The sequence below is a fragment of the Burkholderiales bacterium genome (genome assembly GCA_015075645.1).
In the GTDB taxonomy this organism is placed as follows: Bacteria; Pseudomonadota; Gammaproteobacteria; order Burkholderiales; family Casimicrobiaceae; genus VBCG01.
Genome location: JABTUF010000003.1, coordinates 372174 through 385511 on the forward strand (window position 1 = coordinate 372174; position 13338 = coordinate 385511).

Here is a 13338-nt window from a genome sequence, read left to right on the forward strand (position 1 = left end):
GCACGTTGCCGCTAATCTCGGCACATCATGCCTGCCGACTGGTCTCGCGCGGAGGTCGAGGCGACCGTGGCCGACTATCTCGCCATGTTGTCGATGGATCTGGCGGGAGTCCCCTACAACAAGGCCGCCCACCGGCGGGCGTTGCTGCAACGATTGTCTGGGCGGAGCGAGTCATCGGTCGAATTCAAGCACTGCAACATCAGCGCGGTGCTGGTCGAGCTTGGATTTCCTTACCTCTCCGGCTACAAGCGGCGATCCAACTACCAGCAGTTGCTCTTCGACGTCGTCGCGGATCGGGTGGCCTCGAACTCCGAGTTGGCGACGATGGCTGCCGCGAGCGCCGATGCGCCCGCAGTCGTTCCAGAGGTGGACGACATCCTGTCGATCCTGGCGAAGCCGCCGTCGGGTCGCAACCGGGACCAACACGCCGCCGATTCCACGCGTGAACGCAGGCCGATTCACACCAACTACCTCGAACGCGAGGCGCACAATCGTTCCCTCGGCGCAGCGGGCGAACTCTTCGCGATCAACTACGAGCGGGCCCGATTGATCGGTGCCGGCAAGGAGAAGCTCGCCGACAGGATCGAGCATACGTCCCGCGAACGCGGCGACGGCGACGGCTACGACATCCGTTCGTTCGAGGAGTCGGGTATCGACCGCTTCATCGAAGTGAAGACGACGAAGTACGGTGCGGAAACACCGTTTTTCGTGTCCCGGAACGAGCGCGATGTGTCCGAGGTTCGCGCGGCGAACTACCACCTCTATCGATTGTTCGGGTTCCGGTCCGGTCCACGATTGTTCACGCTCCATGGGGCGCTGCGCTCCACCTGCCGGCTCACGGCGGCGAGTTTCATGGCGACGGTTCGTTGAGTTGAAGTCAGGACGACTATCGGTACGGACATCTGTCAGCGAGTCGAAGGCCCCTGCCCGCGCGAACGGCCCGCCGTGGTCTATCGCGGCGAGCATGGCAGGCGCGACCACAGGATCGTCCAGTCCCGTCGCGTGTCCATTTCTTTCGTCGACAATCCCCGGACCGCATGGGCCTACGCGCACCGGCCGAATGACCGAACGTGCGACGGAGCCGCGATGGAGCCGCGCGTCATCGAGGCGCGGCTCGTCATGGCGAATCCGTTCATCGACCAGAGCGACGATCCGTTCCTCGAATTGTCGAGGATGGCGGAGATACTGGGTCCAGCCGAGGCGCAGCGCATCGCGTTGCGGTTCGCCGATGACATCGTGCGCACCGACAACTGGGAGGAGCGCTTCGCGGGCCGTCATCGTTCGGTATCGGAGTTCCTCGCAGTCCATCCGTCCGGATGGGTCGAGTTGTACTTCCTCTCCTAACGGCTGCTCGACGACATCGGAGAGGTCGCCAGGTTGAAGGCCGTGGGATTCGACCGGGCGATCCACGCCGGGAGCGGAGTATCGGCCTTCGATGTCGAGTACGAGGTTCTTTCGGATGCGCAGATCCAGACCCTTCGGTGCGATGCCGGGTGAGCGGGGGCGAAACCGAATGGACGCGCAGTACGCGTCGAATCGACGGGCCATTCATGCAGGCTCACGCGGCCGCCCCCCGCAACGCCTCCCTCAACCGCACCACCCCCTCCAGCGCATCGCTGTCCCGCCGCGTGATCACCGACAGCCGATCGCGTCCCAGGTCGAGCGCGGCGCCCTTCAGCGCCGCCACCATGCCGCGCTTCGCGTAGTGCGCGACCGCGGCGTCGGGCGCGACCGCGAGAAGGCGCGTCGCGCCGACGAGGTGCAGCGTGGTGTGCAGGGCGGAGCACTCGACCGCGACGGGCGGGGCGGGCAAGCCGTTGCCGAGGAAGAGCCGCAGAAACGCGGCATGGGTGCGCGATTCGCGCGGCGGCACGATCCAGCGCCAGCGGGCGAGCTCGGCGACACCGACCGCGCGCCGCCGCGCGAGCGGGTGGCGCGCCGAGGCGACGACCTGCATGCGGCCGCTCCCGACCGCTTCGATGTGGAGGGGAACGGAGGGCAGCGCGTCGGCGAGCGACTCGTCGGTCCATCCGATCACGCAGTCGATCGTCCCTTCGCCGAGCAGCGCGAGCAGGTCGCGCGTGCGCCCCTCGCGGATCTCGAGCCTGCCGGGCACGCCCGAGCGTTCGAGCCGCGCCAGCATCGCGGGGACGAGGCTCACGCCGGCGACCTGGGCGCACCCGATGCGCACGAGCGGTTCGACCGATGCGCTTCGCGCGGCGTCGATCGCGCGGTCGACCGAGGCGAGCGCGATCGCGAGCCGCTCGAGCGCGTGCCGCCCGGCGGCGGTCAGGCGGCCGCCCCGCGGGTCGCGTTCGACGAGCTTCGCCGCGAAGACGGTCTCGAGTTCGCGCAGGAGCAGCGTCGCGGCGGGCTGGCTCACGCCCAGTCCGCGCGCGGCGGCGCCGATCGAGCCTTCGCGGCGGACGAGTTCGAGCAGCCGCAGGTGCCGCAGGCGCAGGCGATCGCTGCGGTGGGCGTGGGCGGCTTCGGGCGGCGGCGCGGATCGAGGCATAGGAAAAGGATATGGGTCATTCAGGTATCCATCATTGAACGACAAGTCCGCCGGATCCACAATGCCCCTCATGGACGACCGGGGCCGGACATGTCGGTAACGAAGCCGTACGCGCATCGCCGCGGCAGGGCGGGGGCCGCAGGAGGCGCGCGGCCGTGAAGCTCGAAGCGCCGGCGCCCGCCGCCGCCACCGCGCCGATCGCGATCCGCTCGGTCGAGCCGGTGGCGCTCGAGGTGCCGCTCGACCGGGCCGTGGCGAACCCGATCATGGCGTTCGCGAGCACCGTGGCGCTCCTCGTGCGCGTCGTCGACGACGACGGCGTCGAGGGCTGGGGCGAGGTCTGGTGCAACTTCCCCCGCTTCGGCCTGCGCCACCGCGCGCTCCTCGTCTCCGAGGTGTTCGCGCCGATGCTCGCCGGGCGCAGCTTCGGCTCGCCGGCGGACGCTTGGGCGGCGATGAACGCGTCGAGCCGGCTGCTGCGGTTGCAGTCGGGGGAGCACGGACCGATCGCCGCGGCGATCGCGGGCATCGACATCGCGCTCCACGACATCGCGGCGAAGCGCGCCGGGCTGCCGCTGTGGCGGATGCTCGGCGGCACCCGCGGCGAGGTGCAGGTGTACGCGAGCCTCGGGCGCGCCGATGACCTGTGGCCGACGATCGAGCGCGCGTTCGCGCAGGGCTTTCGCGCGCTGAAGCTGCGGTCGTCCGGATCGATCGCCGACCACCTCGCGGTCGTGGTGCCGGTACGCGCGCAGGTGGGCGAGGCGTGCGGCCTCATGCTCGACGTCAACGCGTCGTGGGACGCGGAGACGGCGATCGCGACGATCGGCGCGCTTCGCGACGTTCGGCTGACGTGGCTGGAGGAGCCGATCCCGGCCGACGCCCCCGCCGCGCTCTGGCGCAGGCTCGCGCAGGCCGCCCCGATGCCGCTCGCCGGCGGCGAGAACCTGCTCGCCGAAGCCGAGTTCGACGACGCGCTCGCGGAACGCTCGCTCGCCGTCCTGCAGCCGGACATCACCAAATGGGGCGGGCTGTCGGGCGGGATGCCGCTCGCCCGGCGGATCGTCGCGGCGGGGCGGCGGCTGTGTCCGCACATGTTCACCGGCGCGCCGGGCGTGCTCGCGTCCGCGCACCTGCTCGCGGCGAGCGGCGCGGCCGACGGCATGCTCGAATACGGGGTCGGCGCGAATCCGGCGCGCGACACGCTGCTCGACGCGCCGATCGTCGGCGGCGCGCTGGTGCTGGGCCACGAGCCGGGCCTGGGATTGCGCGTGAACGACAAGCGGCTCGCGCCGTACCGGATCGCGTTGTGATCGCCGCGCGCGCGCCCACCGCACTGGAAGGTTGCCGAGCATGGAACCGGTGAATCCCGTCGCGACGTTCGCGCGGTATCCGACGTCGTCGATCTCCGACGCGCTCGACGAACTCGGCATCGCCGGGGCGTTCTCGGGCATCGGTGCGATGCGCGAGGGCCTCGGGCGCGTGTGCGGGCGCGCGCTGCCGGTCCGGTTCGTGCGCAAGGCGAAGGCTCCGGACGCCTACCGCTTCGGCGGCGGCGTCGGCAAGCCGCTCGAGATCGTGCTGAAGACGATGCGCGCGGGCGACGTGGTCGTGATGGATCTCGACGGCGCGACCAACGCCTCCGCGTGGGGCGGCCTCGCATCGCGGCTCGCGCAGCGCCGCGGCGTGCGCGGCACGATCCTGTGGGGCACCTGCCGCGACCTGGAGGAGATTCGCGCGGTCGGCTATCCGGTGTGGGCGGTGGGTGTGTGCCCGCGCCGCAGCCGCAACGAGTTCGCGTTCGGCTCGATCAACGAGCCGATCGAGGTCGCCGGCGTCGCGGTTGCGCCGGGCGACGTCATCGTGGCCGACGAGAGCGGCGCGGTGTGCGTCCCCTCCGCTCGCGCGAATGAGACGCTCGCGTTGCTCGAACGCATCGAGGCGCAGGAGCGCGCGCTCGAGGAGCAGGTGCGCGACGACGCGGTGCGCTCGTGGGACGAGGTCTGATGCGCGCGCGGCGAACCGGGCCGGTTCGGCGCAGCGCGACTTCAGGCGCGTCGCGATCGCGGCGGCGGGGAGCGTTGTCATGACCCCCTCGACCTTCAGCGCGCTCTACTCGCTTGCTGGCCGAACGGCGCTCGTCACCGGCGCCTCGCGCGGCATCGGCGCCGCGATCGCCCGCATCCTCGGGCAGATGGGCGCCGCCGTCGCGGTCAACCACCTCGACGACGCGGCGGCGGCCGGCGCGCTCGTCGCCGAACTCGTGGCCGCCGGTGGCCGGGCGCAGGCCTACGACGTCGACATCGCGCGTCGCGACGTGGCCGAGGCGCTCGTCGGCGCGGCGGAGCGTGACCTCGGGCCGATCGACGTGCTCGTGGCCTGCGCGGCGCGCTCGATCCACGCGACGCTCGAGGAAGGCCGCGAGGAGGACGTCGATCTCCTGGTCGAGACCAACTTCAAGGCGACGGTGCGCCTGCTGAACGCGACCTTGCCCTCGATGGCGCGGCGCGGCTTCGGACGCGTCGTGACGATCGGCAGCATCGTGCAGCAGGCGCCGCTCGCGAGCCTGCCGGTGTACGGGGCGATGAAGGCCGCGCAGCTCGCGCTCGTCCGCGGGCTCGCGGTGCGCTACGCGCCGCGCGGGGTGACGATCAACAACGTGGCGCCGGGACTCGTCCGCACCGACCGCAACGCGTGGCGGCGCGAACCGGGCGGCGACTGGGAGGCGTTCGCCCGAAGCTGCAGCCATGCCGGGCGCGCGGGCGAGCCGGAGGAGATCGCCTGCGCGGTCGCGATGTTCTGCGCACCGGGCGCGTCGTTCGTCACCGGCGAAAACCTGTTCGTCGCCGGCGGCGCGCAGATCGCGGGACGCCGCGGCGCGGGCGACGACGACGCGAAGTAGGGCCCGGCGGGAGCGCGCCGGGGCACTGACGAACCGTCCGCGGCACGCGCCGCGGCGTGCGATGAAGGAGGACGCGATGGCCAGGCACAGCGGTGGGATCGCAATGCTCGCGGCGCTGGGGTTCGCGCTCGCGGTGGGACCGGCGCAGGCGCAGCCGGTGACGAAGATCGTGGTCGGCGGGCCGCCGGGCGGGCTGTTCGACATTGCGCTGCGCCACGTCTCGACCGAACTCGAGCGCCATCTCGGCGGCCCGGTGGTGATCGACAACCGGCCCGGCGCCGGCGGCGCGGTCGCGCTGGAATTCGTGCGCAACGCGAAGCCCGACGGCCTGACGCTCGGCATGATCAACGTCGCGGCCGCGGCCAACGAGGCCATCATCGCGAACAAGACGTACAAGCTGATGGCGGACTTCGAGCCGGTCGGCCTGTACCTGTACCCGTCGAACGTGCTGATCGTGAATCCCGCGTTCCCTGCGGACAACGTGAAGGGCCTCGTCGACGCGTTGAAGGCGCGCGGCGGCGCGAACTTCGCGTCGGGCGGCGTCGGCAGTCCCGGCCAACTCGCGGGCGAGATGCTGAAGGCGCAGACCGGAGCGCCCGCCACGCACGTGCCGTACAAGGGCGCGCCGCCCGCGGTGCTCGCGGTCGTGACCGGCGAGGTCGCCTACATGTTCGCCACCGCGTCGTCGGCGATCGGCCAGGTCACCGGCGGCAAGGTGCGCGCGCTCGCGGTGACGACCACCGAGCGTCTGCAGCAGTTGCCCGACGTGCCGACGATGGCGGAGGCCGGCTATCCCGACATGAAGGTGAGCGACTGGGCCGGCTTCGTGCTGCCGAAGGGCACGCCCGCGGCCGACCGCGACCGCATCCACGCCGCGCTCCTGGCCACGTTCACCGATCCGACGGTGCAGGAACGGTTGCGCAAGGCGACGTTCGTGCCGGCCGCGAAGCCGCTCGGCCCCGACGCGTTCGCCGCGTTCCTGCGCTCCGAGATCGACAAGTGGGCGAAGGTCGTGCGCGACGCGAAGATCGGCCAGAACTGACCCGTGGGCAGCGGGGATGATCCCGCCGGAAGCCTGCACGCTGGGCTGGCAGGAGTCGCTCGTCCTGCTCGCGCAACTGGTCGAGGCCGAGATCCCGGGGCGAGCTTCGCGACCTGCGGCGACTTCAGTCGACGGGCACCGTGTAGTTGAGGCCGAGTCGTCCGCCGTCCGGGTAGATCGTCTGCCCGGTGAGGTAGGAGGCGTCGTCGGAGGCGAGGAAGGCTGCGACCGACGCGACCTCCTCGGGCTCGCCCAGCCGGCGCATCGGCGTGCGCGAGAGGATCCGGCGCTTCGCTTCGTCGCTGCCGAGCACCGCCTTCTTCGCGAGCTCGGTCGCGATCGTGCCCGGTCCGATCGCGTTGACGCGGATGTCGTGCGGCGCGAGCGCGATCGCCATCACCTTCGTCAACTGGTTGATGCCCCCCTTGCTGACGACGTAGGGCACCTGGTTGGGGATCGCGAGGACCGCGTTCACCGACGACAGGTTGATGATGGCGCCGCCGCGGCGCTGCGCGACCATCCTGCGCGCTGCGGCCTGCCCGCACAGGAACATCGACTTCAGGTTCACCGCGATCACGCGGTCGAAGTCGGCCTCGTCGAGGTCGAGGAACTCGGCGGCGTGCGTGATGCCGGCGTTGTTGACGAGGATGTCGACGCCGCCGAACGCCTCGACGGCGAGCGCGACGAGCGCGTCGGCGGTCGCGCGCCGCGACACGTCGCCGGCGCACACGCGGGTGCGTGCGCCGCGCGGGTCGAGCGCGCGCGCGGCGTCGGCGACGCTCGCCTCGACCAGGTCGCCCATCACGACGCGCGCGCCTTCGGCGAGCAGGCGCTCGGCGATCGCGTGGCCGATGCCCTGCGCGGCGCCGGTGACGATCGCGACGCGGTCTTCGAGTCGTGCCATGGGGAACTCCGTTCGGGGCGTGGACCGGTTCAGTATGCTACGGCATGGCGACCGGCGAGAAACTGCGGCTCTTCTTCGCGATCCTGCCCGACGACGCGGTGCGCGCGCGGCTCGACACGCTCGCGCGCGCGACCGCGGAGCGGGCGGAAGGGCGCGCGAGCGCGCCGCACACGCTGCACCTCACCGTCGTGTTCGTCGGGACCGTCGACGCCGCGAGGGCGGCGTCGGTCGAGGACTCGGGTGCGGCGCTGCGGGCGAACGCGTTCCGGCTCACGCTCGACACGCTAGGAACGTTCACGCGCGCGGGCATCGCCTGGGCCGCGCCCTCGGCGCCGCCGGAGGAACTCGTCTCCGCGAATCGCGCCCTGGTACATGCGCTCTCGGGGCACGGCATCGCGACCGAGGCGCGCGCGTTCCGGCCGCACGTGACGCTCGCCCGCCGTTGCGCCCGCGCGGTCAACGGGCCGCTCGAACCGCCGATCGCGTGGCACGCGGACCGCCTGGTGCTGATGTCGTCGCGGCTGCTCTCGGAGGGGCCGCGCTACCGCGAGGTCGCGTCGTGGCCGATGTGATCGCGGGGGCGCGCCCGCGTGCGCGGAAGCTGCGCGGCGCGCGCAGCGCCGCGCCGCGACGTCAGGCCGGTCCGGTCGCCACCGGACGCGAACGGTCGGCGACCCACTCGCTCCACGAGCCCGGATAGACCCGCGTCAGCGGATATCCGGCGATCGCCATCGCGAGGACGTTGTGGCAGGCGGTCACGCCGCTGCCGCACTGGTGCACGACGCGATCGAGCGGCACGCCCGCGAGGAGCGCGTCGAACTCGACCTTCAGCGTCGCGGCGTCCTTGAACGTCGCATCGGCGCGCAGGTTCATCTGGCACGGGCGGTTGCGCGCGCCGGGAATGTGGCCCGCGACCGGGTCGAGCGGCTCGACCTCGCCGCGGAAGCGCTCCGGCGCGCGCGCATCGACGATCGCGAGCGACCGTGCGTCGAGGCTCGCGCGCAGTTCGCCCGCGTCCGCGATGGGGAGGCATGCATCGGAGCGGAAGTCGCGCGGGGCCGTCGGGGGCACATCGGCCGTGACCGGGTGCCCTTCGCGGGTCCAGCGGACGAAGCCGCCGTCGAGCACCGCGACGGCGCGATGGCCGAGCCAGCGCAGCATCCACCACGCGCGCGCGGCCATCATGCCGCCGCCCTGGTCGTAGCAGACGACCTGCGTCGTGTCGTCGATGCCGCAGCGCCCGAAGAGCGAGGCCGCCGTCTCGGGCGCGGGCAGCGGATGGCGGCCGTTGGACCCGGACTTCGGCGCCGAGAGGTCGTCGTCGAGGTGCACGAACCGCGCGCCCGGGACATGCCCCCTGCGGTACTGCATGCGGCCCCAGTCCTCGGGTTCGGCGAGGTCGTGGCGCAGGTCGAGAACGACCCAGCCCGGATCGCCGAGATGGCGCGCGAGCGTGGCCGGGTCGATCAGCGTGTCGTGCACGGTGCGTGTCGTCATGTCGTCGTGCCTTCTGGCGGGGGCGGGCGGCGTTACAGTCCGGCGAGTACGTCGGCCATCTGGTCGCGGTAGAACTCGTGGAAGTGCTGCATCCCGTCCTCCATCGGCGACTGGTACGGACCGACCTCGCTCAATCCCTGCGCGACGAGCGCGCGACGTCCGGCGTCCATCCGCTCGCCGATCTCGTCGTCCTCGCGCGCGGTCTCGTTGTAGGCCGCCCGCTCCGCCTCGACGAACTCGCGTTCGAACAGCGCGATGTCCTCGGGATAGTAGAACTCGACCACGTTCTGCGTCCGGTCGGGCCCGCGCGGATACAGCGTGCTGACCACGAGCACGTGCGGATACCACTCGACCATCACGTTCGGGTAGTAGGTGAGCCAGATCGCGCCCTGCGTGGGCAACTCGCCGCGGTAGTAGTCGAGCACCGCGCGGTGCCAGCGCTCGTAGGTCGCCGTGCCCGCCTTCGCGAAGCTCGCGTTGAGGCCGACCGTCTGCAGCGACGCCCAGGGCGCGAACTCCCATTCGAGGTCGTCGCAGGTGACGAACTTGCCGAGCCCCGGATGGAACGGGCCGACGTGGTAGTCCTCGAGGTAGACCTCGATGAAGGTCTTCCAGTTGTACTTGCACTCGTGCGTCTCGACGTGGTCGAGCACGTAGCCGGAGAAGTCGAACGCGCGCGTCGTGAGCGACGACAGGTCGGCCGCGACGTCGCGCGGGCCGTCGAACAGGAGGCCGTTCCAGCGCTGGATCGGCGAGCGGCGCAGGCTCGCGCAGGGCTTCTCGGCGAACTTCGGCGCGCCGATCAACTCGCCGCCGAGGTCGTAGGTCCAACGGTGGATCGGGCAGACGATCGCCGGCGCGTTGCCCTTGCCCGTGAGCATCAGCGCCTGCCGGTGGCGGCAGACGTTCGAAAGCAATTCGATGCCGTCCGCGTTGCGGACGAGCATCTGCGCGTCGTGGCGCCCCGGGAGCGTCTGGTAGTCGCCGACCTCGGGCACCATCAGTTCATGGCCGACGTAGCCCGGCGCGCGCGCGTAGAGCGTGCGCATCTCGGCCTCGTGGACCCGGGGATCGGAGTACCAGTGCGAAGGGAACTGCGAAACGGGATGCCGCAGCTCCGCTGCGGTCGCCAGGTTCGACATGACCGTAGGTCCTCTGGAAAGAAACGCCGACTCAACCCGACAATCCGGATCTGCCCGGACCGCTGTGCCAAGCTGGCCGCTTCTTCCGCTATTGCCCCACGGCGGGGTGATTCGGACGCCTGGCTGCGTCGTAAAAGGTGCTATGATAGACTGCTTTTCCTAATCAGGTCAAGACCTTACCGGTGCCGGCGCGGCGGAGCCCCACGGCGGGATGCCCGGCCCGGCCACCGTGTCGGGCGGAATCCGCGGACGGTTCCGCCGGCCAGGTCCGACGTACGAGGACCCTCATGCCCAAGACCACGAACGCGCCCGCGAGTTTCGAGGCCGCGCTCGCCGAACTCGAAACCATCGTCGAGACGATGGAAGGCGGGCAGGTGCCGCTCAAGGAGGCGCTCGATGCCTACCGGCGCGGCGCCGAACTCCTCAAGTACTGCCAGGCGACGCTCAAGGACGCGCAGCAGGAGATTGAGGTGCTGGAGAAGGGCGTGCTGAAGCCGTTCAAGCCCGAGGATGCGTGAGCGGCCGATCGACGATGACCGGAAGCTTCGCACGATGAAGGACGACGTCGCCTACGCCGTGTGGGCCGCCGAACGGCGCGCGCGCGTCGAATCGGCGCTCGCGCGCGCGCTGCCCGTGCCCGGCGACGGCGTGGCGACGCTGGTCGAAGCGATGCGCTACGCGAGCCTCGGCGGCGGCAAGCGCATCCGCGCGCTCCTCGCCTACGCCGCCGGCGAGTTCGCGCACGCGGATCCGGCCGACGTCGATGCCGCGGCGGTGGCCGTCGAGATGATCCACGCCTATTCGCTGGTGCACGACGATCTGCCGTCGATGGACAACGACACGATGCGACGGGGGCGTCCGACCTGCCACGTCGCGTTCGGCGAGGCGACCGCGCTGCTCGCGGGCGACGCGCTGCAGGCGCAGGCGTTCGCGGTCCTCGCTCGCGCGGGATGGCGCGACGCGGGACGCGCGTGCGCGCTCCTCGCCGAGGCGTCCGGCGCCGCCGGCATGGCGGGCGGACAGGCGATCGACCTCGCCGCGACCGGGAGGGCGATGACCGAACGCGACCTCGAGACGATGCACCGGCTGAAGACCGGCGCGCTGATCCGCGCGGCGGTGCTGCTGGGCGCGGCGGCCGGGCAACCGCTCGACGCGGCGGGCGAGCGCGCGCTCGAGACCTACGCGCGCGCGGCGGGCCTCGCGTTCCAGGTCGTCGACGACGTGCTCGACGTCGCGGGCACGACGGCGACGCTCGGCAAGACCGCGGGCAAGGACGCCGCGGCCGGCAAGCCCACCTACGTGTCGCTCCTCGGGCTCGACGCCGCGCGCGCGAAGGCGCGTTCGCTCGGAGGCGAGGCGCGCGCCGCGCTCGCTCCGTTCACCGGAGCGCGGCGCCTCACCGAGATCGCCGACGACATCGTGTCGCGCACGCACTGACATGGCATCGCTCCTCGAACGCATCGCCTCGCCTTCGGACCTGCGCCGGCTCGATCGCGCCGAACTCCCGCGTCTCGCGGCCGAGTTGCGCGCGTTCCTGCTCCGCTCGGTGGCCTCGACCGGCGGCCATCTGTCGTCGAACCTCGGCACGGTCGAGCTGACGGTGGCGCTGCATTACGCGTTCGACACGCCGCGCGACCGCATCGTCTGGGACGTGGGCCACCAGACCTACGCGCACAAGGTGCTGACCGGGCGGCGCGAGGCGATGGCGAAACTGCGGCAGGAAGGCGGCCCGTCCGGCTTCCCGAAGCGCAGCGAGAGCCCGTTCGACACCTTCGGCACCGCGCACTCGTCGACCTCGATCTCGGCGGCGCTCGGCATGGCCGTGGCGGCGCGCCTGCAGGGGGATTCGCGCCGCGTGGTCGCGGTGATCGGCGACGGCGCGATGTCCGCGGGCATGGCGTTCGAGGCGCTGAACAACGCCGAGGGCGCGAACCTGCTCGTGATCCTGAACGACAACGACATGTCGATCTCCGAGCCGGTCGGCGCGCTCAACAGCTACCTCGCGAAGGTGCTCTCCTCGCGCCTGTACGACACGGTGCGGCGCGGCGGCAAGGAAGTGCTCGCCAAGCTGCCCGGACCGGCGCACGAGATCGCGAAGCGCGTCGAGGAACACGCGAAGGGCATGGTGCTGCCCGGCACGCTGTTCGAGGAGTTCGGGTTCAACTACATCGGGCCGATCGACGGCCACGACGTCGAGGGGCTCGTCCGCACGCTCGCGAACGTGCGCAAGCTCGAGGGCCCGCAGTTCCTGCACGTCGTGACGAAGAAGGGTTACGGCTATCCGCGCGCCGAGGCCGACCCGATCCTCTACCACGGCGTCGGCCGGTTCGACCCCGAGGTCGGCATCGTCGCGAAGCCCGCCGGCGCGCCCACCTACACGCAGGTGTTCGGCGACTGGCTGTGCGACATGGCGCTCGCCGACCCGAAGCTCGTCGCGATCACGCCGGCGATGCGCGAAGGCTCCGGGCTCGTGCGCTACTCGCGCCAGTTCCCCGACCGCTACTTCGACGTCGGCATCGCCGAGCAGCACGCGGTCACCTTCGCCGCCGGCCTCGCGTGCGAGGGGATGAAGCCGGTGGTGGCGATCTACTCGACCTTCCTGCAGCGCGCCTACGACCAGGTGATCCACGACGTCGCGCTGCAGAAACTGCCGGTGGTCTTCGCCGTCGACCGCGCGGGTCTCGTCGGCGCGGACGGCGCGACGCACCAGGGCGCGTTCGACCTCTCGTTCCTGCGCTGCCTGCCGGACGTCACGGTGATGGCGCCCTCCGACGAGGACGAGTGCCGCAGGATGCTCACGACCGCGTTCCGGATGAACTCGACCGCCGTGGTGCGCTACCCGCGCGGCGCGGGCCCCGGCGTCGCGATCGACCCGGCGCTCGACGCGCTGCCCCTCGGCAAGGCGCGCCGGCTCCGCACGTCGGACCGCGAATCCGGCCGGGTCGCGATCCTCGCGTTCGGCGCGCCGGTGGCCCCTGCGCTCGCGGCTGCCGAGCGCCTCGACGCGACCGTGGTCGACATGCGCTTCGTGAAGCCGCTCGACGTCGAACTCGTGCTCGAGATCGCGCGCACCCACGAGGCGATCGTGACCGTCGAGGAGAACGTGGTTGCCGGCGGTGCCGGCAGCGGCGTGGCGGAGGCGCTCGCGGCCCACGGCGTCGTGCTGCCGCTCCTCCACCTCGGCCTGCCCGACGAATTCGTCGACCACGGCGACCCGTCGGCGATGCTCGCGCGCTGCGGGCTCGACGCCGCGGGCATCCTGCGCTCGATCGAGGCGCGTTTCCCCGCGCGCGCCGCCCCCGCGCGCGTCAAGCCGGCCGCATGATAGGCTCTCCT

14 protein-coding genes are annotated in these 13338 nt (G+C 71.6%); 10 read left to right on the forward strand and 4 right to left on the reverse strand.

Annotated features, from left to right (window positions below; all coding sequences use genetic code 11):
* Positions 1-27: 27 nt before the first annotated feature.
* Complete coding sequence (locus HS109_08725) at positions 28-870, forward strand: DUF3883 domain-containing protein (GenBank protein ID MBE7522457.1); 843 nt, start codon at positions 28-30, stop codon at positions 868-870.
* Between the two features lie 216 nt (positions 871-1086).
* Entirely contained in the window at positions 1087-1344 is a 258-nt protein-coding gene (locus HS109_08730; GenBank protein ID MBE7522458.1) for a hypothetical protein, read from the forward strand.
* 214 nt (positions 1345-1558) lie between these two features.
* On the opposite strand, the gene HS109_08735 is transcribed toward HS109_08730, so the two are convergent.
* Positions 1559-2515, reverse strand: a complete 957-nt coding sequence (locus HS109_08735; protein MBE7522459.1) for a LysR family transcriptional regulator — start codon at positions 2513-2515, stop codon at positions 1559-1561.
* 155 nt (positions 2516-2670) lie between these two features.
* Here HS109_08735 and HS109_08740 point away from each other — a divergent pair, with 155 nt between their 5' ends.
* The 4 genes from HS109_08740 to HS109_08755 all read left to right on the forward strand — a co-directional run bounded on the left by HS109_08740 (position 2671) and on the right by HS109_08755 (position 6459).
* Positions 2671-3828, forward strand: a complete 1158-nt coding sequence (locus HS109_08740; protein MBE7522460.1) for a mandelate racemase/muconate lactonizing enzyme family protein — start codon at positions 2671-2673, stop codon at positions 3826-3828.
* A gap of 49 nt (positions 3829-3877) precedes the next feature.
* Positions 3878-4522, forward strand: coding sequence for an RraA family protein (locus tag HS109_08745; protein MBE7522461.1), 645 nt, complete (start codon positions 3878-3880; stop codon positions 4520-4522).
* A 79-nt stretch (positions 4523-4601) separates the two neighbouring features.
* Positions 4602-5417, forward strand: a complete 816-nt coding sequence (locus HS109_08750) for an SDR family oxidoreductase (GenBank protein ID MBE7522462.1) — start codon at positions 4602-4604, stop codon at positions 5415-5417.
* 76 nt (positions 5418-5493) lie between these two features.
* The gene (locus HS109_08755) at positions 5494-6459 is read left to right on the forward strand and encodes a tripartite tricarboxylate transporter substrate binding protein (GenBank protein MBE7522463.1); all 966 of its coding nucleotides are present in this window, start codon (positions 5494-5496) and stop codon (positions 6457-6459) included.
* Between the two features lie 124 nt (positions 6460-6583).
* Here the strand turns inward: HS109_08755 and HS109_08760 are convergent, their stop codons facing one another.
* Positions 6584-7363, reverse strand: a complete 780-nt coding sequence (locus tag HS109_08760) for an SDR family oxidoreductase (GenBank protein MBE7522464.1) — start codon at positions 7361-7363, stop codon at positions 6584-6586.
* A 44-nt stretch (positions 7364-7407) separates the two neighbouring features.
* On the opposite strand from HS109_08760, the gene thpR reads away from it, so the two are divergent.
* Entirely contained in the window at positions 7408-7935 is a 528-nt protein-coding gene (gene thpR / locus HS109_08765) for an RNA 2',3'-cyclic phosphodiesterase (protein MBE7522465.1), read from the forward strand.
* A gap of 61 nt (positions 7936-7996) precedes the next feature.
* On the opposite strand, the gene HS109_08770 is transcribed toward thpR, so the two are convergent.
* A complete protein-coding gene (locus HS109_08770; GenBank protein ID MBE7522466.1) occupies positions 7997-8860 on the reverse strand; it encodes a sulfurtransferase in 864 nt (287 codons plus the stop codon).
* Positions 8861-8892: 32 nt separating this feature from the next.
* The gene (locus tag HS109_08775; protein MBE7522467.1) at positions 8893-10002 is read right to left on the reverse strand and encodes an aromatic ring-hydroxylating dioxygenase subunit alpha; all 1110 of its coding nucleotides are present in this window, start codon (positions 10000-10002) and stop codon (positions 8893-8895) included.
* Between the two features lie 287 nt (positions 10003-10289).
* Between HS109_08775 and HS109_08780 the strand changes: the two genes are divergently transcribed.
* From HS109_08780 to dxs, 3 genes are read left to right on the forward strand one after another with little or no spacing between them, the layout of a single operon-like run.
* Complete coding sequence (locus HS109_08780; protein ID MBE7522468.1) at positions 10290-10520, forward strand: exodeoxyribonuclease VII small subunit; 231 nt, start codon at positions 10290-10292, stop codon at positions 10518-10520.
* Positions 10521-10554: 34 nt separating this feature from the next.
* A complete protein-coding gene (locus tag HS109_08785) occupies positions 10555-11439 on the forward strand; it encodes a polyprenyl synthetase family protein (protein MBE7522469.1) in 885 nt (294 codons plus the stop codon).
* A 1-nt stretch (position 11440) separates the two neighbouring features.
* Positions 11441-13327, forward strand: a complete 1887-nt coding sequence (dxs, locus tag HS109_08790; protein ID MBE7522470.1) for a 1-deoxy-D-xylulose-5-phosphate synthase — start codon at positions 11441-11443, stop codon at positions 13325-13327.
* Positions 13328-13338 lie beyond the last annotated feature (11 nt).

Coding starts and splice junctions, on each gene's coding strand:
- HS109_08725 (MBE7522457.1), top strand. CDS start 28: ATGCCTGCCGACTGGTCTCGCGCGGAGGTCGAGGCGACCGTGGCCGAC.
- HS109_08730 (MBE7522458.1), top strand. CDS start 1,087: ATGGAGCCGCGCGTCATCGAGGCGCGGCTCGTCATGGCGAATCCGTTC.
- HS109_08735 (MBE7522459.1), bottom strand. CDS start 2,515: ATGCCTCGATCCGCGCCGCCGCCCGAAGCCGCCCACGCCCACCGCAGC.
- HS109_08750 (MBE7522462.1), top strand. CDS start 4,602: ATGACCCCCTCGACCTTCAGCGCGCTCTACTCGCTTGCTGGCCGAACG.
- HS109_08755 (MBE7522463.1), top strand. CDS start 5,494: ATGGCCAGGCACAGCGGTGGGATCGCAATGCTCGCGGCGCTGGGGTTC.
- HS109_08760 (MBE7522464.1), bottom strand. CDS start 7,363: ATGGCACGACTCGAAGACCGCGTCGCGATCGTCACCGGCGCCGCGCAG.
- thpR (MBE7522465.1), top strand. CDS start 7,408: ATGGCGACCGGCGAGAAACTGCGGCTCTTCTTCGCGATCCTGCCCGAC.
- HS109_08770 (MBE7522466.1), bottom strand. CDS start 8,860: ATGACGACACGCACCGTGCACGACACGCTGATCGACCCGGCCACGCTC.
- HS109_08775 (MBE7522467.1), bottom strand. CDS start 10,002: ATGTCGAACCTGGCGACCGCAGCGGAGCTGCGGCATCCCGTTTCGCAG.
- HS109_08780 (MBE7522468.1), top strand. CDS start 10,290: ATGCCCAAGACCACGAACGCGCCCGCGAGTTTCGAGGCCGCGCTCGCC.
- HS109_08785 (MBE7522469.1), top strand. CDS start 10,555: ATGAAGGACGACGTCGCCTACGCCGTGTGGGCCGCCGAACGGCGCGCG.
- dxs (MBE7522470.1), top strand. CDS start 11,441: ATGGCATCGCTCCTCGAACGCATCGCCTCGCCTTCGGACCTGCGCCGG.